The following is a 22,367-nucleotide window of genomic DNA, read 5'->3' as shown; positions in this document are numbered from 1 at the left end:
ACGAATATTGCTTTCTACAACATTCATGACGTACTTCATACTTTGGCATTGAGGCGATATCGATTAACTCGAAAGTAACATTCCATAATGGAATTTAGGTTAGGATTGTCCGGTCATATGCAAACGGATTAAACCAGAATCAACAGGACTAGGCAGCCCATTGTTACGCTCACAACCTAAAATAGCCAAGTGGACACTCGCCCTCGTGTTTTGGGTGGTGATGGTATGTTTAAGCCAAAACTCCGGCTTCTCGAAAAGCTGCCCTAAGGCTCACCAAATACAGAGTCAGCAAAATGAAAGCGTGAATTTATCACCATCTTGCGACCTTTCAGAGAAGCTGGTTCAAGCGTACCAACACCAGTTTGATCATATTCTTATTCCATTTTTTCTGTTTGCTTTGATTGTGGCGCTGCCGATGGCATCCACAGCAATTCGTTATCTGGAATACACAGAACCGATACGGGAAAAGTATCGGGTTCACCTAAAACTTTGCGTGTTTAGAGAATAAACCCAGCAAGGCGAGAAACCCGCTCGCCTGACTTTCGTACGTATTTTATTCACTTCACACAACAAACAACGAAATCTAAAAGTTTTAGGAAATATTATGACATTCACTCGTACACTTTTGGCGTTAACGATGGCTATCGTACCTGCCGTATCTTTCGCATCAGAAAAGACCTCAGAACAAAAGCTAGAGGAAATTACTCAGATACTAAAAGAGAACCCTCAAATTCTTGATTCATTGCACCAAAACCTGCAAGAGTACATTGCGTATCAGCAGTCATTTGGCGACACCTTGAAGGAGGTTCGTCAATATCTAAATGATGGCAAACATTCCTCTTTTGGTGCTGAAACCCCTGAGTTAACCATTATTAACGTAACGGACTACAGTTGCCCTTTTTGTAAACGTTTAGAAGGAGAACTGGTCAAAGTTGGTAAGGAATATCCGCAGATAAAAGTGCTTAACCTCAATGTTTCTTTTAAAGAACAATACGAGAAAAACGGCTACAACTCGGCAAGTTACGCATTAAATGTTTGGCAAAACCAGCGAGATAAGTACGAACAAGTGCATGAGTTATTGGTGAAAAAACCGGGCGCACATGATGTACGTTCGTTAAAACAGATCGCGAAGAAAACGGGGACAGAAGCGCAGCTTGTCGACGACAAAGAGACCAAAGCGCTGCTTGATAAAAACTATCAGTATTTCACGCAACTTGGTTTACGCGGCACGCCCGCGTTGATCATTAATGATCAGATCATTCCTGGTTATGTGCCGTTTGACGAGCTAGAAAAAGTCATCGACCAAGAACTGGCGAACTAAAACAACAAAGCCCTTCCCTGATAACTCAAGGAAGGGCTTTATATTTACCGACATAAAGAGCGTTTAGTTACTTATCACGTCCAACAAACGCCACGACGACTTTGTCATTGCCAAGCGAACGAGAGAAAACGTACGCGCCTTCCTGTTCAATCACTCGATGCTGACCTGCGCCAATGGCAGGGTGTGCTTGACGGAACTGACCAAGGATTTGCCAATGTTTCAGCAAAGCTTGTTTATCATCAGATAGCTTCCAAACCATGTCTGAACGTGTGCCTTGGTGGAAATCATCCGCGTAAGGGCCAATGTTACGGCCTACTTCATCGCCATAATAAACCTGAACCGCTCCTGGGCTAAGGAGCAATGCGTTCGCGGCGTTACGTTGCATGCCGTAATCTTTAAAACGTGAGAAAAACAACTCCGTATCGTGAGAAGACATGTAACTGACTGGGTTGAAGTCTTTCTCGTTCGCGATAGTGTCCGCATAGCTTTGGTAAGTGTCTGCCATTTGGCTAAAGCACGCCGCGCCTTTGTCTAGCTTCTTCTGCATATCGAAGTTGATCAACGCGTCAAAACCATCATCGAAATAAGGGCTACGATACGCAGTGTGTCCCCAGACTTCGCCCATCATCCAGAACGGCTGACCTGACTTACCATTCTCTTTACGCCACTGCTCAAGACTGCTTGAAGCCTCTTCTTTCAAGCGTTTCCACACATCGCCTTCAACGTGCTTCACCGTATCGACACGGTAACCATCAATGCCAAAGCGTTTCACCCAATCAGTTTGCCACTCAATCAAGTAATCCGCCACGGTGTAGTTGTCACGAGCTTCTACGCGAGTGCCAGGGTTATCCAATAGCCACTGCGCGGGCTTCACTGCTTTGTCTGATTCAGTGATGAAATCTGGCAAGCCAGCAAGAGACATCGTAATGTCGCTACTGCCCGGAGCTGGGTAACCCGGCAAGCCGGTTCTTACCCAATCGCCGCCCCACCACTTCGCCCAGTTCGGACTCTGATAATCAATGTTCTGGTGGTAGCTATGCCAATTTTCGCCTGCTTTTGGTTGCCAGTCGCCCCATTTCTTGGGCAGTTCGGCATTAGGCTTTAACACATCGATACCGTCGAACTGTAGATCTGCCAATGTTGAGTAACCAGAATGGTTGATAACCGCATCCATCAAGACTTTGAGGCCACGCTTGTGCGCCTCTTCCACCAGCGTTTTTAAATCTTCTTCGTTACCGAAGTTCTCATCAATCTTGGTGAAATCGCGCGTCCAGTAGCCGTGGTATGCATAAAACGGGAATGAGCCACTATCGCCACCACCGACAAAGCCGTGCACTTGTTCAACGATTGGCGACAACCAAATCGCGTCTGTACCTAGGCTCTTGATGTAATCCAGTTTCTCAATTACACCTTTAAGGTCACCGCCGTGGAACGTGCCAACTTCATCTTTGCCGTCTTTTTTACGCCCATAACTGTTGTCGTTACTTGCGTCTGCGTTGTTGAAACGATCAACCATCACGAAGTAAATGTTCGCGTTTCGGTAATCAAATAGCACCGCCTCTTTGGTTTTCTGCACAGGCTCTAGCAGCACTAGGCCACCAGAGTCTTTACTTGGCGTCAGCGATACTTTCTGCTCTTTCACTTCAACCATTTGACCTGAATAAGCATCGCGTAACTTGGTGCCTTCAGGAAAGCTATCCCCCACAGCGATCGTCACTTCACCGCCTTGGTAGACTTCACATTGTACTTGCGGGATCGGGCGTTTAAATTCGGTTTTTGCTGCTTTTTTCGGCTCTCGCTTAAACAGCAACGTCTTAGCCGCGTCGTCATAAGCGAAGGAATAGTCGCCAGTAAAGCGAACTTTGAGTGGCAGTTCGGTCGGCTTGCCACAATTTAGCGCGATAGGTTTGTTGAATTTGACCTTCTGGCCATCAGGCGCGACACAGTCGCCTTCAACACCCGTGATTTTGAGCGTGTATCCGTCTTTGGTTAAGGGCACAACCAAAGGCTGCTCTGCACTTAACGGAAAGTCACGGCTGTTGGTCGTGGTAGAAATGGTGATGTTAGGCTCGGCGATGGCACTTGCCGACGCAAGCAGTAAAGTAGTGGTAATCAGGTTCAGTTTCATCGTTCAGTCCATTGGTTGCGCATAGGCGCAGTATTCGTGTTGTAGTTTTATTCACACTAATAGTAAATGGATGAAAAACTGAGCACATCATTCTGAAAAGCTACGCCCTAAAGCTTGTGACGCTTCACATTTTGCTTTTATGGGGGCGTAGTTCTACTTATGAGCAGGGTAAAAAGGAGTTTAAAGCTGAACGCTACCAAGGTTACGCATTTGTCTCATCGCCCAATTGACGCGGCTGATGGTGTAAGAAGTCTGAGGGTAAACTTTGATGCGATACGGATTTGGCAGCACCACCGCAAGCCTTGCTGCTTGGCGTGTTGAAAGTTGTTTAGCAGGAATACCAAAGTAGTTTTGCGCAGCGGCTTCCGCGCCATAAATACCTGGACCAAACTCCACCACATTCAAATACACTTCAAGAATGCGTTTTTTACTCCACATTGCTTCCATCAGCAGAGCAAAATAAAGCTCATACGCTTTGCGCACATAAGAGTGTGAAGGAAACAGAAACACGTTCTTTGCAGTTTGCTGAGTAATCGTGCTCGCACCGCGAGAGGGACCGCTCTCGCCAGACTCTGAGATCACTTTAAACAAGGAATCAAAATCTACTCCGTAATGGGTCGGGAACTTTTGATCTTCTGTCGCAATCACGGCCAGTTGAATGTGTTTAGAAATATCACTCAAAGGCACCCATTCATTTTGACTCTCTTCAGGAAATCCTTCAGGAGGAGAAATCATGCGGCTGATCTTCCATCCCCAAATTGGTGGATCGATGTATTTCACTATGCCAACGAGCATCACTGGTAAAAGCAAAAGCACCAATAAGATATTGAACAGAAGGGATTTAATCTTTCTCAAAGTCCGACCTAGCCTGATTTAATAAAACAATATGATGCAAGTATAGAGTATGCAGTCTGTTTATCGTTAGTGAAAACTTGGTCAAAAAAAGCCCGATTTACAATGTAAAACGGGCTTAGAATTTGATTAGACTAAATTATTTGTGCAGCTTGTAGAACACGGTTGAAAGTGGAGGCAAACGAAGCTCAAGTGATTGAGGCAGTGATTCACTTTCAACTTTTTCCGTTTTCACACTGGTCAGCACTTTAAAATCGCTGCCGCCGTATTTGCTGTCGTCTGTATTCAGTAGCAGTTCGTATTGACCTGCATTTGGAACGCCTAAACGAAAGCGCTCGTGTGGTACGGGCGTAAAGTTGGTGATGATCAGAATACGCTCACCTTCTTTACTAATACGCTCGTGCGCTAGGATGCTCGCATCCGCTTCGTCTTGTAGACGCCACTCAAAACCAGCAGGAACACAATCTTGATCGTGCATCGCCGCTTCATTTCGGTACAAGTGGTTCAAATCTCGCATCAGCTTTTGGACACCTTGATGACGCTCATATTCCAGTAAGAACCATTGCAACTGATCATCGTGGTTCCACTCCGCCGTTTGGCCAATTTCCGCGCCCATAAAGTTCAGCTTTTTGCCCGGTTGACCATACATATAACCGTAGTATGCTCGTAGGTTTGCGGTTTGCTGCCATTCATCGCCTGGCATCTTGTTGTGAATAGAGCCTTTGCCGTACACCACCTCGTCGTGAGAGAGAGACAAGACGTAGTTCTCGCTGTGCGCATAAACTAGCGGGAATGTGATGGTATTGTGGTGGTATTTGCGGTGAACAGGATCTTCTTTGATGTATGAAAGACTGTCGTGCATCCACCCCATATTCCACTTGAAGCCAAAGCCTAAACCACCCATAAAGGTTGGCGCAGACACACCCGGAAACGCCGTTGACTCTTCCGCAATCGTCATCGCATTCGGGAAGTGCTTGTACACTTCTTCGTTCATCCATTTTAAGGTTGCGATTGCGTCGTAGTTTTCGTTGCCACCGTCAACGTTCGGGACCCACTGATCGTGGCTACGTGAATAATCGAGATAGAGCATCGACGCGACGGCGTCCACGCGAATACCATCAATATGGAATTGTTCAAACCAGTACAGCGCATTCGAGACAAGGAAGCGACGCACATGTTCACGGCCTAAATCGTAAATGTAGGAGTTCCAGTCTTGGTGCCAACCGCGACGTGGGTCCGGGTCGTGGAACAGCGGTGTGCCGTCAAAGTTTGCTAAACCGTGGTCATCCGATGGGAAATGCGCCGGAACCCAATCCAGCACCACACCGATACCAGCTTGGTGACACGCATCCACGAAGAATTTGAAATCATCAGGGGAGCCAAAGCGGCTAGTTGGTGCAAACAAGCCAACAGGTTGATAGCCCCATGAACCATAGAATGGATGCTCAGACACAGGCATCAGTTCAACGTGGGTGTAGCCCATATCCACAAGGTATGGCACCAACTGCTCCGCAAGTTCGCGGTAATTGAGGAAATCACCTTTCTCGTTGCGCTTCCATGATCCAGCATGCAGCTCATAAAACGATAGCGCTTCATCACGCTTTTGTGTCACTGCGCGGTTTTGCCACTTCGCATCTTGCCATTGGTAACGCTTGTGATCGTAAGTAATGGATGCGAACGATGGGTATTGCTCAGAGTAGAAACCCCAAGGGTCTTGTTTGTGTGGCAGCCCTTCCCCATTTGGCCCTTTGAGCTCAAATTTGTACTGAACGCCTTCTTCTAAACCAGGAATGAACAAACCCCAAATGCCATAATCTAAACGTTGCATTGGGTGACGACGACCATCCCATTGGTTAAAGCAACCCACAAGGCTAACAGCCGATGCATGTGGAGCGTAGACAAGGAAACGAACACCGGAAATGTTTTCACCGCCACGTTCTAGCGTGACAAAGTGCGCGCCCATGTAGTGATACATGTCTTTTGGCGTATGCAGATGCTCGTACTCTTGGTAGATATTGTGGTACTGGTACGGGTCATCAATAATTTGTTCAACACCATTCCAATCGACCGCTAAACGGTAGTGGGTCAGGTGTAAGTCGCGTTGCTCTTTTAAGATAAAACCGCTGTCGCCATCGCGTTCAAGCGCCACGCGAGGTTCACCATTAACAAGCAGTTCAACCTTGTTTGCGCCTGGCATCCACACTCGCAGCGAACCTTCGCCGTCATCAATGAATGGGCCCAACGCCGCAAATGGATCTGAGTAAGCCGCCTCAGCAAGCAGTTCGTACGCGCGTTCGTGTTTTTTCTTTATTTTCTTTGTTTTGGTGATTTTCAAATCTTTCTCCCTAGAGCCAATATTCGTTTGAACCGAATGTTGGTTTCTCCACAGCCAACGTTGTGAACTCACAAAAGACTCCGCTTCTCACGTTCGTCGCGTAAACGGCGTCAAAATACAAAAATGCCCGCTATTGTCGCGGGCATAATAACGGTACTTCATCCTAACGGATTGTGTGGGTTGAATGAGTGACCTAGACGGAACTTTCGTACCTCTGAGCTAACAAAATTAGTAATCCGCTCATTCTTCTACGTCACTCTACGCATCTTATTTGCTCGCCTGTGCGCGAACTTCTGTAAGGCGTTTAGAAATGCGATTCACGTCTTCACGACTGAAGATTTCATCTAGGTTCATCGACAGCTTACGACGCCAGTTTGGATACTCATCAACCGTGCCAGGAATGTTGACCGGTTGATCCATTTCTAGCCAGTCTTCAAGCTGAACGCTAAGCAGTGCAGAATCACCCGCCGCAACGTGCAATTGAAGCGCTTCGCTTAGGTATGAATCCATTGGTACGAACTGCGCATCATGGCCAATACCTTCTGGCAAGTAACCGTGCCAACGAACACTGTCTAGGATACCTTGTTTGCACTTCAAGCGGTCAGCGAATAAGCCTTCCAACTGTTTTTCATCTGGGTACAGACCAATCTCACGACCCATTTTCAAGTCATCGCAGTGCCAGAAACCGCGTAGGGTTGGCATGTCGTGTGTACACAATGCCGCCATAGACTGCTCTGCGTAATGCTTCGGAGAAATAAAGCCGCCGTCCTCTTTTGAGGTTTCGAAGAAGAAGACTTTGTACGAATGCACGCCCGCATCACGTAGGATATCAACGATTTCATCTGGTACAGTACCTAAGTCTTCACCAATCACAGAGCACTGATGACGGTGCGACTCAAGCGCTAGGATTGCGAGCATGTCTTCCACTGGGTAGTACAGGTATGCGCCTTCTGTCGCTTTCTCGCCTTTTGGAATCCACCAAAGGCGAAGCAGGCCAAGTACGTGGTCGATACGCAGTGCGCCACAATGCTTCATGTTGGCACGTAGCAACTTGATATACGCATCGTAGCCTGTCGCTTCCAACACTTGAGGGTTAAGCGGTGGCAGACCCCAGTTTTGACCTAGAGGGCCAAGAATATCTGGTGGCGCACCGATGCTTGCATCCAGCACTAGGTTGCCTTCATCCGCCCATGTTTCACTGCCAGAATCTGCAACACCTACAGCAAGGTCGCGGTACAGACCAACCGCCATGCCTTTTTCTTCTGCTAGAGCTTGCGCTTCTTTGATTTGATCGTCTGCGATCCATTGTAGGTACATGTACAAGTGAACGCGATCTTGGTTGTCCTTGATGTACTTCTGAGTACCAGCTGCGTCGAATGTGCGGTATTTCTCAGGGAATACTGGCCAGCCCCACATGTTTGCATCTTCTGCATGTAAATCAGCATGAAGTGCATCGAATGCAGCTTGGTGTAGCAAGCTGTCGCCGCCTTTTTCAACAAAGTCCAAGAAGGCACGAGCGCGATCGGTGTTCTTGTCTAAATGGCGAGCTTTAAACTCACTGAATAGCAGCGGAAGAACACTCATTTTTAGTTGCGAAACTTCGGTGTAATTCACCCAATGAGAGTCTCGCGCTTTTTGTAGACGTTGTTGGAACTCTGCGCTACCAACACGTTGTTGTGCTTCTGCACTTAGCGCGAACTCAGGTACAGAGCTTACATCGATGTACATGATGTTCAACCAACGACGAGAAGACGGGCTGTATGGGCTTGCCCCTTCTGGATTCGCAGGGAACAGCGAGTGAATAGGGTTCAAGCCAATGAAGTCACCGCCACGAGAGGCAATATCACTCACCAGTTGTTTTAGGTCGCCAAAATCACCGATGCCCCAGTTATGCTGAGTACGCAGTGTGTAAAGCTGGATACTAGGACCCCATAGCTTTTTGTGTTGGTTTAGATCGTCTTGTTTGAAACACGCTTTCGGCGTAATGATCAATGACATCTCGTAAGGTGTTTTACGACGCTTACGACTGATGATCAGTTTGTGATAACCCCAAGCCAAGTTCTTTGGCAATGCAAACACTAGAGGGCCACCCTCAGCACGCTCATCACGAACAATTTGGGACTGAAGATAGCCTTCAAGTACCTCTCCTTGTTCTGTTTCTAAACGCCAGCTGAATTCACTCTCACGAGCACTCGTACCTAGGTTTAGTTCCACTTCGACTGGTTCGCCGTCGCGTAAAACAAGAACAGGGGCTAGTACGTCTTTTTTATGTTTCTTTTCAGCAGAAGCCAGTAGTTTTTCATCACTGCTAGTATCGTAGCCAAGCGAAGCGAGCAAGCGGCGTAGCGTCTCCTCAGACACTTTCGCCTCATCTCCCCAAGCACTGACATAGCTATCAGCCAATCTCGCCATTTCCGCGACTTTCTTTAATGCTGTTTGTTCTTTCATCGCTTTCTCCGAAGGTAATACCAACACCTTCCATGTAGGGTTTTATTGTTATCAATAACTTCTTTTGGAAAATGACCAAAGGTAGCGCTTGGCTACCTTGGTCTTAACTAGGTTCTATTAGCGTTTCACCGCTTCAAGTTTCCAGATATTGTTCACGTAGTCGCGGATTGAGCGGTCTGACGTGAACTTGCCAACAAGGGCGGTATTAAGAATGGCCTTCTTCGCCCAGCCAGCTTGATCTTTATATTGTTCGCTCATGTCTTCGTGTGCTTTCACGTAAGAGGCGAAATCCGCGAGACATAAGTACGGGTCACCGCCGTCTAGTAGGCTGTCGTATGTGGCACGCAGTAAGCCTGGTTGACCTGGTGTGAACTCTTCACCCAATAGCAAGTCCATTGACGCTTTGAGTAAGTGATCCGCATTGTAGTAATCAAATGGGTTGTAACCTTGAGCTTTCAGCGCTTTCACACCTTCAACATCTAGACCGAAGATATAGATGTTCTCATCGCCTACTTCTTCACGAATCTCAACGTTTGCACCATCCATTGTACCGATAGTTAGCGCACCGTTTAGCGCCATCTTCATGTTACCTGTACCTGATGCTTCTTTACCCGCTAGCGAGATTTGTTGAGAAACGTCAGCCGCAGGGATAATGATTTCAGCCATGCTCACGCGGTAGTCAGGGATGAATACCACTTTCAGCTTGTTACCGATGCGAGGATCGTTGTTCACCTTGTCTGCAATCTTGTTGATTGCGAAGATGATTTCTTTCGCTAGGTGGTAACCCGGTGCTGCTTTTGCTGCGAAGAACACAACGCGTGGCGTACACTCAAAACCTGGTTCATTAAGAATACGGTGGTACAGAGACAGTACGTGTAGCAAGTCTAGATGCTGACGTTTGTACTCGTGCAGACGCTTGATTTGAACATCGAAGATTGCATTAGTATCGAGCTCGATACCCATGTTCTCTTTCACCCAAGTTGCTAGGCGTTCTTTGTTCTCTTTCTTCACTGCCATGAATTCTTTTTGGAATGTCGCGTCAGTAGCGTACTTCGCAATACCTTCAAGTTGCTCTAGTTTCGCTGGCCATTCTGGGCCGACTTTCTCAGTGATAAGCTGAGACAGACCTGGGTTACAGAACTTCAACCAGCGACGTGGCGTAATACCGTTCGTTACGTTGTGTAGACGTGTCGGGTACATTTCGTGGAACTCTGGGAATAGGTCTTTCTTAACCAATTCAGAGTGAAGTGCTGCTACACCGTTTACTGCGTAAGAGCCGATTACACATAGGTTTGCCATGCGAACCATGCGGTGGAAACCTTCTTCGATGATAGAAAGCTTCTGTTGCTTCGCGACATCACCCGGCCACATTGCACGTACGTCTTGTAGGAAGCGGTGGTTGATCTCGTAAATGATCTCCATGTGACGTGGTAGCAGGTGCTGGATTAGCGACTCTGGCCATGTCTCTAGTGCTTCTGGAAGTAGCGTGTGGTTGGTGTACGCAAATGTCTTAGAGCTGATTTCCCAAGCCGCTTCCCAAGTTAAACCTTTTTCATCCATCAGGATGCGCATTAGTTCAGGAATCGCAATCGTTGGGTGTGTATCGTTAAGCTGGATAGTCTCTTGCTTAGGTAGATCCGCTAGCGAGTAGCCCGCAGCTTCGTGGCGACGTAGGATGTCACGTACAGACGCTGCTGAGTGGAAGTACTGCTGCATTAGACGCAGTGTTTTACCTTTCTCGTGGTTGTCGTTCGGGTAAAGCACTTTAGTGATGTTACCTGCGTCGATCAGTGCGTGCTGAGCTTCGAAGTAATCACCATTGTTAAAGCTTGCTAGTGAGAATGGTGCAATCGCCTGACATTCCCAAAGACGTAGCGGGTAAACCGTGTCTGATTCGTAACCCACAATTGGAAGATCCCAAGGCATTGCTCTTACTGTCATGCCTGGTACCCATTTGCGAACTTCTTTACCGTTCTCGTTAATCACTTCAACGTGACCGTAGAAACCGATCTCTTGCGCAAGTTCTGGACGCGCAATTTCCCAAGGGTAGCCTTCTACACCGCGCCAAGCGTCAGGTGCTTCTTGCTGGCGACCATCTTTGAATGACTGTTTAAATAGACCGTATTCGTAATGTAAACCATAGCCGACAGTTGGGAATTCTTGTGCCGCACATGAATCCATGAAACACGCAGCCAGACGACCAAGGCCACCGTTACCCAATGATGGGTCGCGCTCTTCTTCTAGCAGATCAGTTAGGTTGTAACCTAGTTCAGCCATTGCTTCTGTTACTTGTTCGTACAGACCCATGCTGATTAGGTTGTTACCAGTCAAACGACCGATAAGGAATTCTAGCGAAAGGTAGTTAACGCTCTTCGCACTTTTAATGCGTGGATCTTCTTCTGTCGCAAGCAAATCTAGAGTAGTAAATTCAGCCAGAGCATGCCCCATTGCTAGGTACCATGCGCGGCTGTCTGCGTTTTCAATCGTATGAGCGTAAGTTACAGATAGGTGTTTCTTTACGCTTTCTTGGAACGACTTCTTGTCAAATTGTTTTTGTTGAGTAGGTTTCATTACGAAATTCTCACGTCTTTTGGTAATTCATCTGCCATACATCGTGCATTTACCTCTGTGAATAAACATCCTCCTAATTCTCATCCTTTGAAGGAGGAGGGCTGAGGGCGTAGAGGGGGTACCATTGCTAGGTTAGTGATCCAAATCTCAACAAAGTGAACTTTGCACCAGTTCTTAGTGATTTTGATCACAATGGAATGTGAGAAAGGTTAAAACCCGTTCATGACGCTTTTTATAGTCCACTCATCTGATGATGTGAAAATTGTAATATCGGTCACATTAACTCGGTCAGCGTAGAAGAACTTTTCGTAATCTATGTGCAACGCGATCTTAACGCTAACGAAACAAACGATATTTAAGTGACGACAATCACAAATAAAGGGCGTAGTTGATGGTAAATCCATCAACCCTTGAGAATTAGGAAGTGGATCAAAGTAACGAACATTTCTGATGTCGTAACATCCCACTCAGCTCACAGGATTGTACGCTTTTTATACAAACTAGAATTAGGCGATGTGAGTTATTTCTAGTTTTCGCTAGCTTTCATATCTAAGTGACCGTATGGAATGGTTTTTCAGACGGACGCAAGCCCCAACAGTAGCGACATTATCCGGCATTCAAACAGTGTTTTTGATGCTGATGACATCATTCAGTAAGACGGCTTTCAAGGGGGCTTTACTAGAATGATCACGTTGCTGCCATTTGGGTATACATAAATAAGGACATAACTACTAATGTGGATTCCATCTAAGCTTACTCGACCAGGACGCCTGCACAATGCCATCGTGCGCCCACGAGTGTTGGACTTACTACAGCAAGCGCCTTACTACAAATTGGTTTTATTCCGATCCCCAGCAGGTTACGGAAAAACAACAATGGCAGCGCAGTGGCTATCCGATAAGCCAAACGTCGGTTGGTACAGCATTGATGACAGCGATAACGACGGCTTTCGCTTTGTAAACTATCTGCTTCAAGCATTAAACAAAGCCACCAACTTCAGTTGCGCTAACGCACAAAAACTGGCGGAAAAACGTCAGATCTCGTCTTTACGCTCCCTATTTAGCGAAGTATTCGCTGAAATGGCTGACTTTCATCAAGAGTGCTACGTGGTACTTGATGACTACCATTTAATCACGAATGATGAAATCCATGAATCCATGCGTTTCTTCTTAAAGCACATGCCAGACAACCTCACCGTTGTGGTAACCAGTCGTGCAGCGCCGCCTCTGGGCACTGCAAACTTACGTGTTCGTGATTTAATGATCGAAATCGGCAACGAGATGTTGGCGTTCGATACCGAAGAAACCACTCGCTTCTTTAACCAGCGTATCGCCGATGGTATCGATGAAGACATGGCGAACAGCCTAAGAACCTATGTTGAAGGTTGGCCATCGGCGATGCAGTTGATCGCATTACAAGCCCAACATCAAAACCGCACATTGGCACAAACTGTAGAGTCGGTATCGCAGTTCAATCACGCGCACTTGTGGGATTACTTGGTCGAAGAAGTGTTTGACTTACTCGATCACGAAACTCGTCACTTTTTAATGCAAGTATCCGTGCTTGACCACTTCAATGATGAGCTAGTGTTTGCCCTTACCCAACGCGAAGATGCACTGGGAATGATTGAATCGCTTAACCGTTACGGCTTATTCATTTACCCGCTCGAAGGGGAACAGAACTGGTTCCGGTTCCATAACTTATTTGGCGAGTTTTTGTCTCATGAGCGCCAAGCTCGTATTCCTCAGCAAGAAAAAGATCTCCACCGCAATGCTGCTATCGCTTGGTTACAGCAAAAAGCACCACACCAAGCGATTCATCATGCACAAAAATCGAATGATAAGGACTTAGTGGTAGAGATCCTAAACGAATTCGGCTGGAAGATGTTTAACCAAGGCGAACTCAGCACACTGGAAAGCTCAATTAACAAGTTGGACGATGATCTGTTGTTCAGCCACCCAAAACTTACGATGCTCCGAGCATGGTTGGCTCAAAGTCAGCATCGTTATAACCAAGTGGGCCACCTGCTTGAAGAAGCGGAAGAGGAACACAAAAAGCGTAACATTGCGTTAGATATTCATTATCAAGGTCAAGCAAACGCGTTGCTTGCTCAAGTGGCTATCAACAGTAACCAGCCAGAAAAAGCTCTCGAATTAGCGGAGTTAGCGCTTAGCCAACTTGATAACACAATTTACCGTAGCCGAATTGTGGCGACTTCGGTTGTTGGTGAAGTTAACCACGTGCTAGGTAAACTAGACCGTGCTTTGCCGATGATGCAACAAACTGAAAAGCTAGCTCGTCAGTATCAGGTATATCACCAAGCGTTATGGGCAATATTGCAGCAAAGCGAGATTTTAATTGCACAAGGTTACGTGCAAGCTGCCTTTGAACTACAAGATTCCGCATTCCGTCTGATTGAAGATCAGCAGCTTCAGCATGTTCCTCTTCATGAATTTTTGCTGCGTATTCGCGCGCAAGTACTTTGGTGCTGGAACCGACTTGATGAAGCGGAAGAATGCGCGTACAAAGGTCTGCAAATTCTCGAAAACCATTCACCAAGCAAGCACTTACATAGCTATTCGATGTTGGCGCGTATTGCGATTGGACGCGGTGAATTAGACAAAGCAGGTAAATTCATTGAGCATATACAGCACTTGATGAAACAGTCGACTTATCACGTAGATTGGACTGCAAACGCTTCACTATCGTTGATTCTATTTTGGCAAGCGCGCGGGAATACCGATGCAATGCAAGAATGGCTCAATACTGCGGTTCGTCCTGAATCGGCATGCAACCACTTTTCTCAATTGCAATGGCGTAACATTGCTCGCGCCCACATTAACTTAGGCCAATATACCGACGCTCGTGCTGCGTTAGATTTTCTCCAAGGTGAAGCTCGTCGCACTAACCTAATCACAGATACTAATCGCAACTTAGTGGTTGAAGCGGTCCTTTCTGCTCGCCAAAAAGATGAGGAGCAAGCCAAGGCTCTGTTAAAAGAAGCATTAGTAATGACGAACCAAACTGGCATGGTCGGAAACTTCCTGATTGATGGTGCAACCATTGGCGGTCTGCTGGAGAAGTTGAGCCTCCGCCATGAACTGGGCGATCTTGAGCGTCACCGTGCTCAACAGTTAATGAAGGACATTTCATCGAATCAACGTAGCCGGTCGATTCACTTTGATGAAGACTTTATTGAAAAGTTGGTGAATCACCCTAATGTGCCAGAGCTAGTACGTACTAGCCCATTAACACAACGCGAATGGCAGGTTCTGGGGCTGATTTATTCAGGCTTTAGTAACGAGCAAATCGCACAAGAGCTGGATGTGGCAGGTACGACAATTAAAACCCACATTCGCAACCTGTACCAAAAGCTTAATATTGCTAATCGTAAAGAAGCCATTGTGACAGCTGAAAATTTGCTACAGTTAATGGGATACTGAACTGCTAGATAAACGGGTTAAAACGTAAAGTAAAACACAAGGGTTGACGTAACACGTCAGCCCTTTTTTATGACTGACAGAAAGAGAAGTGCAATTTGCAAAGCACGTAAGTAACGTTGTTCATATAAAAAAATAGCCAACCGCAATAATCGCGATTGGCTTATATTTAGTGTGAACAAATTGTATTCACTAACAACGTCAGTTGGCTAGGTGACCCTCGGCTTAAGAAGGGTCGAGCAGTATTATGCATTAATCATGCCAAAATGCAAAGACTTATTTTTGGGCACAAGATCTCATATAAGCTGGATTTACTCACGCGCAAATTATCAAAATGCAATTTTATAATGCAAATTGCAATTGCATAATGCAACCAAGATTGATAATTGATAGTAGAGTTAATCATCTCAAAAATGTAAACCAAGCATTAAAAGCTCGTTACGGCGGCATTGTCTCTTGGCGGGTAATAAAGATAGGCAACAGATTGGATATAAAACCAAGTAGTTACAGCACTATTTCATACTTTTTTCATCGCAATGTTTGTATACTCTCTGCCATCGAAACGACTTAGCATTAGAGCAATGAACTACTTAATTACTTTCTTCAAGGGAATCGCCATGGGTGCAGCAGATGTTGTACCTGGTGTATCTGGCGGCACCATCGCGTTTATCACTGGTATTTACGATACGCTGCTTGAAAGCATTCGACGCATTAACCCCTCACTTTTCTCTATCTGGCGAAAAGAAGGGGTTAAAGCCGCGTTTAATCACATCAACGGATTCTTCCTAATCGCTCTGTTTGCCGGCATTTTCACCAGTATTGCAACGCTAGCAAAGTTGATTACTTGGCTTCTTGACACACACCCGATCCCACTTTGGTCATTTTTCTTTGGTCTGATTTTGGTCTCTGTGTATCACATTATTCGTCAGGTTGAGCAACGCGATCTTGTCCGCTTTGTCATTCTGCTCGTTGGTGTCGGGTTTGCTTATAGTATTACTGTGCTCAAACCTTTACACATGGAACCAACGGCCATTAACACCTTATTCGCTGGAGCTATCGCGATTTGTGCGATGATCTTGCCGGGTATCTCTGGCAGTTTTATTTTGCTGCTGATTGGCATGTATGCTCCTGTATTAGCCGCAGTGAAAGGTTTTCAAGTCGATACATTAGCGCTATTTTTGTCTGGCTGCGTGATCGGTTTACTGTCCTTCTCTCACTTATTGTCGTGGTTACTACGCAAGTTCCGTGATTTCACCCTGATGTTTTTGACTGGATTAATGATTGGTACGTTGCCAAAGATTTGGCCATGGAAAGAAACCATCACTTGGCGCACCAATTCGAAGGGCGAACAAGTGCCATTGCTTCAGCACAACCTATCACCATTTGAATTTGAACACGTGACATCACAACCTTCTCAGTTAGTACTTGCTGTCGTGATGATGCTTGCAGCCATTGCTCTGGTTTTGGGTCTAGAGAAATTCGCAGATTCAGATAAATAACTTTGGTATCAAACACATACTGAACCAAATAAAAACGGAGCCAATTGGCTCCGTTTTTATCTATTGGCTAAGGGCAAAACATCTCAATTGAAAACTCTGCTGTATTTGATGCAATAAAGTCCGTCGCGTTACTAAGAAGCTGGTCACCGAGGTATAACGCACAATTTACCGAGGTCACGAGTTGGCGAGCGGCGCATCTGTGCTACGATGCTCGTAATGTTAAGTGATAAATGCTGAACCTTAATGAAACTGTTACAAATCGCCGCTGTTTCAGCCGCATTAGTTGCGGGATTTTATGCCCCGACTCTAATAAAAAGCTTTTCTTCTTCCACTCAAAGCAAGTCAATAGATGAATACTGCTTTCTCTCTACAACCTCTTGCGTCCAAGAAAATGTTACGATGACGCTAAACTCAGAAACTGCTCAACCCTTGGTTCCTACCACTCTAAATGTTGAGTGGCATACAAGCGATGCTAAGCAACTCATCCTAAGTCTTTCAGGAAGAGAAATGGAGATGGGTGAGCCTAAGTTTTTGCTGAAGCAAATCGCTCCTGGCCAATATCAAGGTGACATCATTCTCCCGGTTTGCACGGAGGATGCAATGACTTGGGTTGGTGAACTCAGTGATGGAGAGAGTACCGTTTACCCTGCTATAAAAATGCAAAGATAAGGAATCGTTATGAGCCGCAATTGGTCCCTATTTCTCGTAGCTGCTTTCGCACTCGGGTTTGGCGTAAAGAGCTATTTAGATAATCAAAAAACGAAGCCAGAGCAAGTGGACAGTTCCACCTCTCAACAAACGGTATTGTTTGGGGAAAATAACCAAGCCGTCAATATCTTCGATGTGAATGACCCTCGCATCCGAGTCGTCTATTTTGGCTTTACTCGCTGCCCAGACGTTTGCCCAACTTCTCTTGCAATGCTGGCAGGAGCACTGAATCAAATTGACTACGCGCAAAAAGCGCAACTACGCCCGATGTTCATTTCTTTAGACCCAGAGCGTGATGAGGCCGATGCATCAGCAAAATATGCCCATTACTTCCATCCAATGATTGAAGGCCTATCGGCACCACTTGATGTAACGACACCTTTGGCACACAACTATGGTGTCATTTTCCGCAAGACAGAATTGGAAGGCTCGGAACTAAAATACACGCTGGATCATAGCTCTTACTTTTACTTCTTGAAGCCGGATGGCACGTTAATCACTAAAGTACCACATACGCTCTCACCGGCACCGATTGTTGAAGCCATTTCAAAACTAACGACCGAAGACTCTTCAAATGACGGTTAAGTCAGTGCTGAAGCAATTTTTCAATTTCCTAACTCATACCAACCCCAATGTCGAACAAGACGTCGACACGATCATTGACGCCATTGGGGGCATAGAGAACCTGCTAGAAACTGGTGCATGTGCGACTCGGCTGCGTCTTACCCTCAGAGAGACGTCCGTCATCGATAAGAACGCACTCAAAAATCATGGCGCGCATGGCGTCGTGATATTGGATGATCGTCATGTCCAAATTATATACGGCTTAAAAGCCAACACGTATTCGCAAATTGTGGAAGAGCGCATCACAAAACAAAGTTAATATTTTTGCAGTATAGCTACCCTCTTTAAAAAACGGCGGCTATACTCTTTTGGCTTAATTAACTCACTTATTTATTAACCAACGAAGAGGACACAAGATGATTGTATTGAATAACACTAACTGGGCATCGCAAGGGTAACCCTAACAGCACCAACTCTGTGGCATAACCACAACTTCCCCTTCTCTGCCCGGTCTTCACCGGGGTCAACTCTATCCGAATTAGACCCTAATGCGATTTGTATTAAGGCGCTTTGTTGCGTCTGGGATAATTCAATAATGAATCAAACACATACTTTTTGTGACACATTAGTTTCAACTTCAAACCCTCTAAAACAATTGGGTTGGAAACCATTTTTTCAGCAACAACTGACATTAGACGATTACGACAACACTATCTTTGCTCGTGTAATTGCGCATCACCGAAGTGGTTATTTATTGGCAACAGAAACTGGGCAAGTTCATCTTAATGCCCACCATTCTTTACCCAATATGACCGTCGGAGACTGGGTAATCTTAAATGAAGATCAGCAATTTGTTCGCTTACTGGATCGCTTGAGCCTCTTTAGCCGCAAAGCCGCTGGCAGCAAAGTGGCAGAGCAACTCATCGCAGCCAATGTGGATACAGTGTTTATCGTCTGTTCCCTTAACGACGACTTCAATTTAAGTCGTATTGAACGTTATCTTTCCTTGGCTCATGAAGCCGAAGTCGAACCCGTCATCGTGCTTTCCAAAGCCGATTTGTGTGACAATACTGATGAACTAAAAAGCCAAGTACAGAAGCTCGACCCTCTATTAGCTATAGAGACAGTCAACGGCTTAGAAATAGAGAGTGCTTCTAAACTCATGACCTGGTGCAAAGAAGGACAAACCCTCGCTTTTATCGGTTCTTCAGGCGTTGGCAAATCAACTCTTGTTAATGCATTACTCGGGCAACAAGAACAGGCAACTGGGCATATTCGTGAAGACGATAGCAAAGGGCGACATACAACTACATCGCGCTCTATCCATCTATTACCTGATGGCGGCATCTTGATTGATACTCCGGGAATGCGCGAGCTTCAACTAGCAGATTGTGAATCGGGGGTCAGTGAGGCATTTTCTGACATTGAGGCGCTCGCTCAGCGTTGTCGCTTTGGCAATTGTAAGCACCAAACTGAGCCAGGCTGCGCAGTTCAAACTGCGATTGCAAATGGCACACTTGAGGTTCGTCGTTTCAATAACTATCAAAAACTAACGCGAGAACAAGCCTTTAACGGCGCGACTTTGGCAGAGCAACGAGCACAAAGTCGACAATTCGGTAAACTTGCTCGCAATGCCATGAATGATAAGCGCAGGCGCCAACAAAGTTATTAATTTGTTGCGTTTGAGTTGTCAATAAAATCAAAGGAGACGAAAGTCTCCTTTTTAACAACTTTATTAAAAACCATTACTCATAACTAATAATAATTTTCAACATAAAAATCTTATTTAAATAACATTGAGCAAACATTTAATCCAAAAACAAACTAAAACTAGACACAAAATATTACCAAGCTAAGATATGTGATATTCAGCAAGAAAATGGCTGAATTTATAAAAACAGGATAATTGATAATCATGTGTCTTAGTGACCAGAAGCAATGCTCACCCCTTGCAATACAAGGGCATTATCGCCGTGTAATGATGGACTATTGCCCTGCCACTCTGGCATAAAATTGCAGGAATGATGTATGCAACACAACAGCCTCGTTGCCCGATATGCTCGTGGTAACCTCGTCGTCCAGATCCTTGTCGGTATCGTCTTTGGTATTTTGCTCGCGACAATTTCTCCAAGCCATGCCGAAAGCGCGGGATTAATTGGTAGCCTTTTTGTCGGTGCGCTTAAAGCGATCGCGCCAATTCTTGTGTTTATTTTGGTTGCCGCTTCAATTGCAAACCAAAAGAAAAACCAACACACTTACATGCGCCCAATCGTTGTACTGTACCTGATGGGTACATTCTTCGCGGCGCTATCAGCAGTGGTTCTAAGCTTCCTTTTCCCGACCAATTTAACGCTTGTCACCGGCGCTGAAGGTGCAACGCCTCCTCAAGGTATTGCTGAAATTCTACGCACATTGTTGTTTAAACTGGTCGACAACCCAGTAAATGCACTAGTAGAAGCAAACTACATCGGCATTCTTGCTTGGGGTGTGGGTCTGGGTCTTGCACTACACCACGCATCGGCAACAACGAAGGCCGTATTTGAAGATCTAAGCCACAGCGTGTCTCACATTGTGCGCTTTATCATTCGTCTTGCACCATTTGGTATCTTTGGCTTGGTTGCTTCAACGTTTGCGACAACGGGCTTTAGCGCACTAGCAAGCTACGCACACCTTCTGGCGGTTCTTCTTGGCGCAATGATGATCATCGCACTCGTTGTAAACCCAGCGATCGTGTTCGTTAAAACCAAACAAAACCCTTACCCACTTGTATTCCGTTGTCTACGTGAAAGTGGTGTAACTGCGTTCTTCACTCGTTCAAGTGCGGCGAATATTCCAGTAAACATGGCACTATGTGAGAAGCTAAAACTGGACGAGGATACATACTCAGTATCTATCCCTCTAGGTGCGACCATCAACATGGCTGGTGCTGCAATCACTATCACAACACTAACGCTTGCAGCTGTGCACACTATGGGTATCGAAGTTGATCTACTGACTGCGCTACTTCTAAGTATTGTAGCTGCGGTTTCTGCATGCGGCGCATCAGGTGTTGCAGGTGGCTCTCTACTACTTATCCCACTTGCGTGTGGCCTGTTTGGTATCTCAAACGACGTAGCAATGCAGGTTGTAGCGGTTGGCTTCATTATCGGTGTGATTCAAGACTCTGCAGAAACTGCACTAAACAGCTCAACAGACGTTGTCTTTACGGCAGCAGTTTGTAAATCAGAGCAGCAAAAAGCTCAGTAAGACTGACAGAACAAATAGAAAGGGGAGCCGATGATGGCTCCCCTTTTTTGTTTAATTGCGCTCAATTATGCGGTGACCAGAGCCACTTCTTCAATCGGGAAGTGTTTGCTTGGCTCAACAAACTCTTGCTGCGCCGCAATAGTTTGCAGCTCCCATTCGCCTGCATGGTACGTTGCACTCAACACCCCGTAACACGCGTCGTGACAATGTTGGAAAGCTTGTTTAGGAGACCAGCCTTTTAAGAGTCCCGCGGTAAAGATAGCTGAAATAAGATCGCCCACGCCAACAGGTTGTTTAGCAAACTCAAATTGAGGACGCTTCGCAAGGTAAATGCCTTCTTGCGTAGCCAATAGCATGTTGAAGCTGCCATTTTCTAGGCAGTAAAGGTGCTTAACTAGCACCACTTTTGGACCTTTCTCTAGCGCACGTTGGCATGCGGTGATCGCATCGTCTAATGAGTGGATTTCCATCTCAGCAAATTGACTTAGCTCGAATTGGTTCGGAACGATCACGTCCGCCATTGGCATCAAACGCGTTAGAAGATTTTCAGCAATGCCCGGAGCCACAATGCAGCCTTTGTCTGGCGCGCCCATCACAGGGTCGCAAACGTAAAGTGCGTTCGGGTTCGCTTGCTTCACTTTCGTCACGGTATCTTCAACAGCAAGGCACTGCTCTGCGCTACCTTGGTAGCCCGTCAATACCGCTTGGCACTTTTCCAGCGCGCCGATGTTACCAAGTCCACGAACTAACTCGCTGATGTCTTCAGCCGCAAACGCTCGCCCAGTCCAGCCTTCTTGATACTGCGTGTGGTTAGAAAATTGAACGGTATGAATCGGCCATACTTCGAAGCCCATGCGTTGCATTGGGAAAACGGCACTGCTGTTACCAGCATGACCAAAAGAAACATGAGATTGTATAGAGAGGATACCTTGCATAGTACCTTACCTCTTATTGTAGTTATCGATAGTTCAAAGACAGCGGCAAGCGCCAGTTTTGCGAAACCAGTAGTGTATCCGACAAACCAAGATTCTCTAACTCAATTCTCCTCAATATCTTCAGAGTAAGTTGGAGCGTTGGTTTTCAACACCATCTTCTTAATTTCCATTTTGTCTTTATTCAGTGCGATTTCTAGGGTATCTCCTTCCCTTATCCCGAGCTGAGCCAGGATTACGCTTGGAATGACTACGGCGGTGTCGTCACCGATTTTAACAGGTTGACTTATCATCTTTCGTCCTCCAAATGTCGAAAATGAGTT

At 46.0% G+C, this 22,367-nt stretch carries 16 protein-coding genes; 9 read left to right on the top strand and 7 right to left on the bottom strand.

Annotated elements, in window-relative coordinates; genetic code table 11:
• Positions 1-220 precede the first annotated feature (220 nt).
• Together R8N28_RS04065 and R8N28_RS04060 are read left to right on the top strand one after the other, a co-directional pair.
• Complete coding sequence (locus R8N28_RS04065) at positions 221-508, top strand: hypothetical protein (protein ID WP_005484669.1); 288 nt, start codon at positions 221-223, stop codon at positions 506-508.
• A 96-nt stretch (positions 509-604) separates the two neighbouring features.
• Complete coding sequence (locus R8N28_RS04060) at positions 605-1,321, top strand: DsbA family protein (RefSeq protein ID WP_017820129.1); 717 nt, start codon at positions 605-607, stop codon at positions 1,319-1,321.
• 67 nt (positions 1,322-1,388) lie between these two features.
• On the opposite strand, the gene R8N28_RS04055 is transcribed toward R8N28_RS04060, so the two are convergent.
• The 5 genes from R8N28_RS04055 to R8N28_RS04035 all read right to left on the bottom strand — a co-directional run bounded on the left by R8N28_RS04055 (position 1,389) and on the right by R8N28_RS04035 (position 11,655).
• On the bottom strand, positions 1,389-3,449 hold the full coding sequence (locus R8N28_RS04055) for an alpha-amylase (RefSeq protein WP_065275514.1): 2,061 nt from the start codon (positions 3,447-3,449) through the stop codon (positions 1,389-1,391).
• A gap of 180 nt (positions 3,450-3,629) precedes the next feature.
• On the bottom strand, positions 3,630-4,304 hold the full coding sequence (mtgA, locus tag R8N28_RS04050; RefSeq protein WP_017820127.1) for a monofunctional biosynthetic peptidoglycan transglycosylase: 675 nt from the start codon (positions 4,302-4,304) through the stop codon (positions 3,630-3,632).
• Between the two features lie 136 nt (positions 4,305-4,440).
• A complete protein-coding gene (glgB, locus tag R8N28_RS04045; protein ID WP_412079904.1) occupies positions 4,441-6,636 on the bottom strand; it encodes a 1,4-alpha-glucan branching protein GlgB in 2,196 nt (731 codons plus the stop codon).
• 267 nt (positions 6,637-6,903) lie between these two features.
• Positions 6,904-9,084, bottom strand: coding sequence for a 4-alpha-glucanotransferase (gene malQ, locus R8N28_RS04040; RefSeq protein ID WP_017634461.1), 2,181 nt, complete (start codon positions 9,082-9,084; stop codon positions 6,904-6,906).
• 117 nt (positions 9,085-9,201) lie between these two features.
• Positions 9,202-11,655, bottom strand: coding sequence for a glycogen/starch/alpha-glucan phosphorylase (locus R8N28_RS04035; RefSeq protein ID WP_053307964.1), 2,454 nt, complete (start codon positions 11,653-11,655; stop codon positions 9,202-9,204).
• A gap of 734 nt (positions 11,656-12,389) precedes the next feature.
• Here R8N28_RS04035 and malT point away from each other — a divergent pair.
• The 7 genes from malT to sstT all read left to right on the top strand — a co-directional run bounded on the left by malT (position 12,390) and on the right by sstT (position 21,112).
• Entirely contained in the window at positions 12,390-15,098 is a 2,709-nt protein-coding gene (gene malT / locus R8N28_RS04030) for an HTH-type transcriptional regulator MalT (protein WP_005374834.1), read from the top strand.
• 578 nt (positions 15,099-15,676) lie between these two features.
• Positions 15,677-16,594 carry a DUF368 domain-containing protein gene (locus R8N28_RS04025; protein WP_031778872.1) on the top strand — a complete coding sequence of 306 codons (918 nt, stop codon included), beginning with the start codon at positions 15,677-15,679 and terminating at the stop codon, positions 16,592-16,594.
• A gap of 243 nt (positions 16,595-16,837) precedes the next feature.
• A complete protein-coding gene (locus R8N28_RS04020) occupies positions 16,838-17,263 on the top strand; it encodes a hypothetical protein (protein ID WP_031778871.1) in 426 nt (141 codons plus the stop codon).
• 9 nt (positions 17,264-17,272) lie between these two features.
• Positions 17,273-17,887, top strand: coding sequence for an SCO family protein (locus R8N28_RS04015; RefSeq protein ID WP_065275515.1), 615 nt, complete (start codon positions 17,273-17,275; stop codon positions 17,885-17,887).
• A complete protein-coding gene (locus R8N28_RS04010; protein ID WP_005374825.1) occupies positions 17,877-18,185 on the top strand; it encodes a glucose PTS transporter subunit EIIB in 309 nt (102 codons plus the stop codon). Before R8N28_RS04015 ends, R8N28_RS04010 begins: the two co-directional genes overlap by 11 nt.
• Positions 18,186-18,461: 276 nt before the next feature.
• Positions 18,462-19,538: a ribosome small subunit-dependent GTPase A gene (gene rsgA / locus R8N28_RS04005; RefSeq protein WP_005374823.1), complete on the top strand. Its 1,077-nt coding sequence runs from the start codon at positions 18,462-18,464 to the stop codon at positions 19,536-19,538.
• Between the two features lie 356 nt (positions 19,539-19,894).
• Positions 19,895-21,112, top strand: coding sequence for a serine/threonine transporter SstT (sstT, locus tag R8N28_RS04000; RefSeq protein WP_005374821.1), 1,218 nt, complete (start codon positions 19,895-19,897; stop codon positions 21,110-21,112).
• Between the two features lie 65 nt (positions 21,113-21,177).
• Here the strand turns inward: sstT and pdxY are convergent, their stop codons facing one another.
• The gene (gene pdxY / locus R8N28_RS03995; RefSeq protein ID WP_042522192.1) at positions 21,178-22,047 is read right to left on the bottom strand and encodes a pyridoxal kinase PdxY; all 870 of its coding nucleotides are present in this window, start codon (positions 22,045-22,047) and stop codon (positions 21,178-21,180) included.
• 101 nt (positions 22,048-22,148) lie between these two features.
• Positions 22,149-22,337 carry an AbrB/MazE/SpoVT family DNA-binding domain-containing protein gene (locus R8N28_RS03990; RefSeq protein ID WP_005374817.1) on the bottom strand — a complete coding sequence of 63 codons (189 nt, stop codon included), beginning with the start codon at positions 22,335-22,337 and terminating at the stop codon, positions 22,149-22,151.
• Between the last annotated feature and the right edge of the window lie 30 nt (positions 22,338-22,367).

The sequence above is a fragment of the Vibrio sp. Vb1554 genome (assembly GCF_033344235.1).
This window is presented reverse-complemented; position numbering and strand designations above follow the sequence as displayed.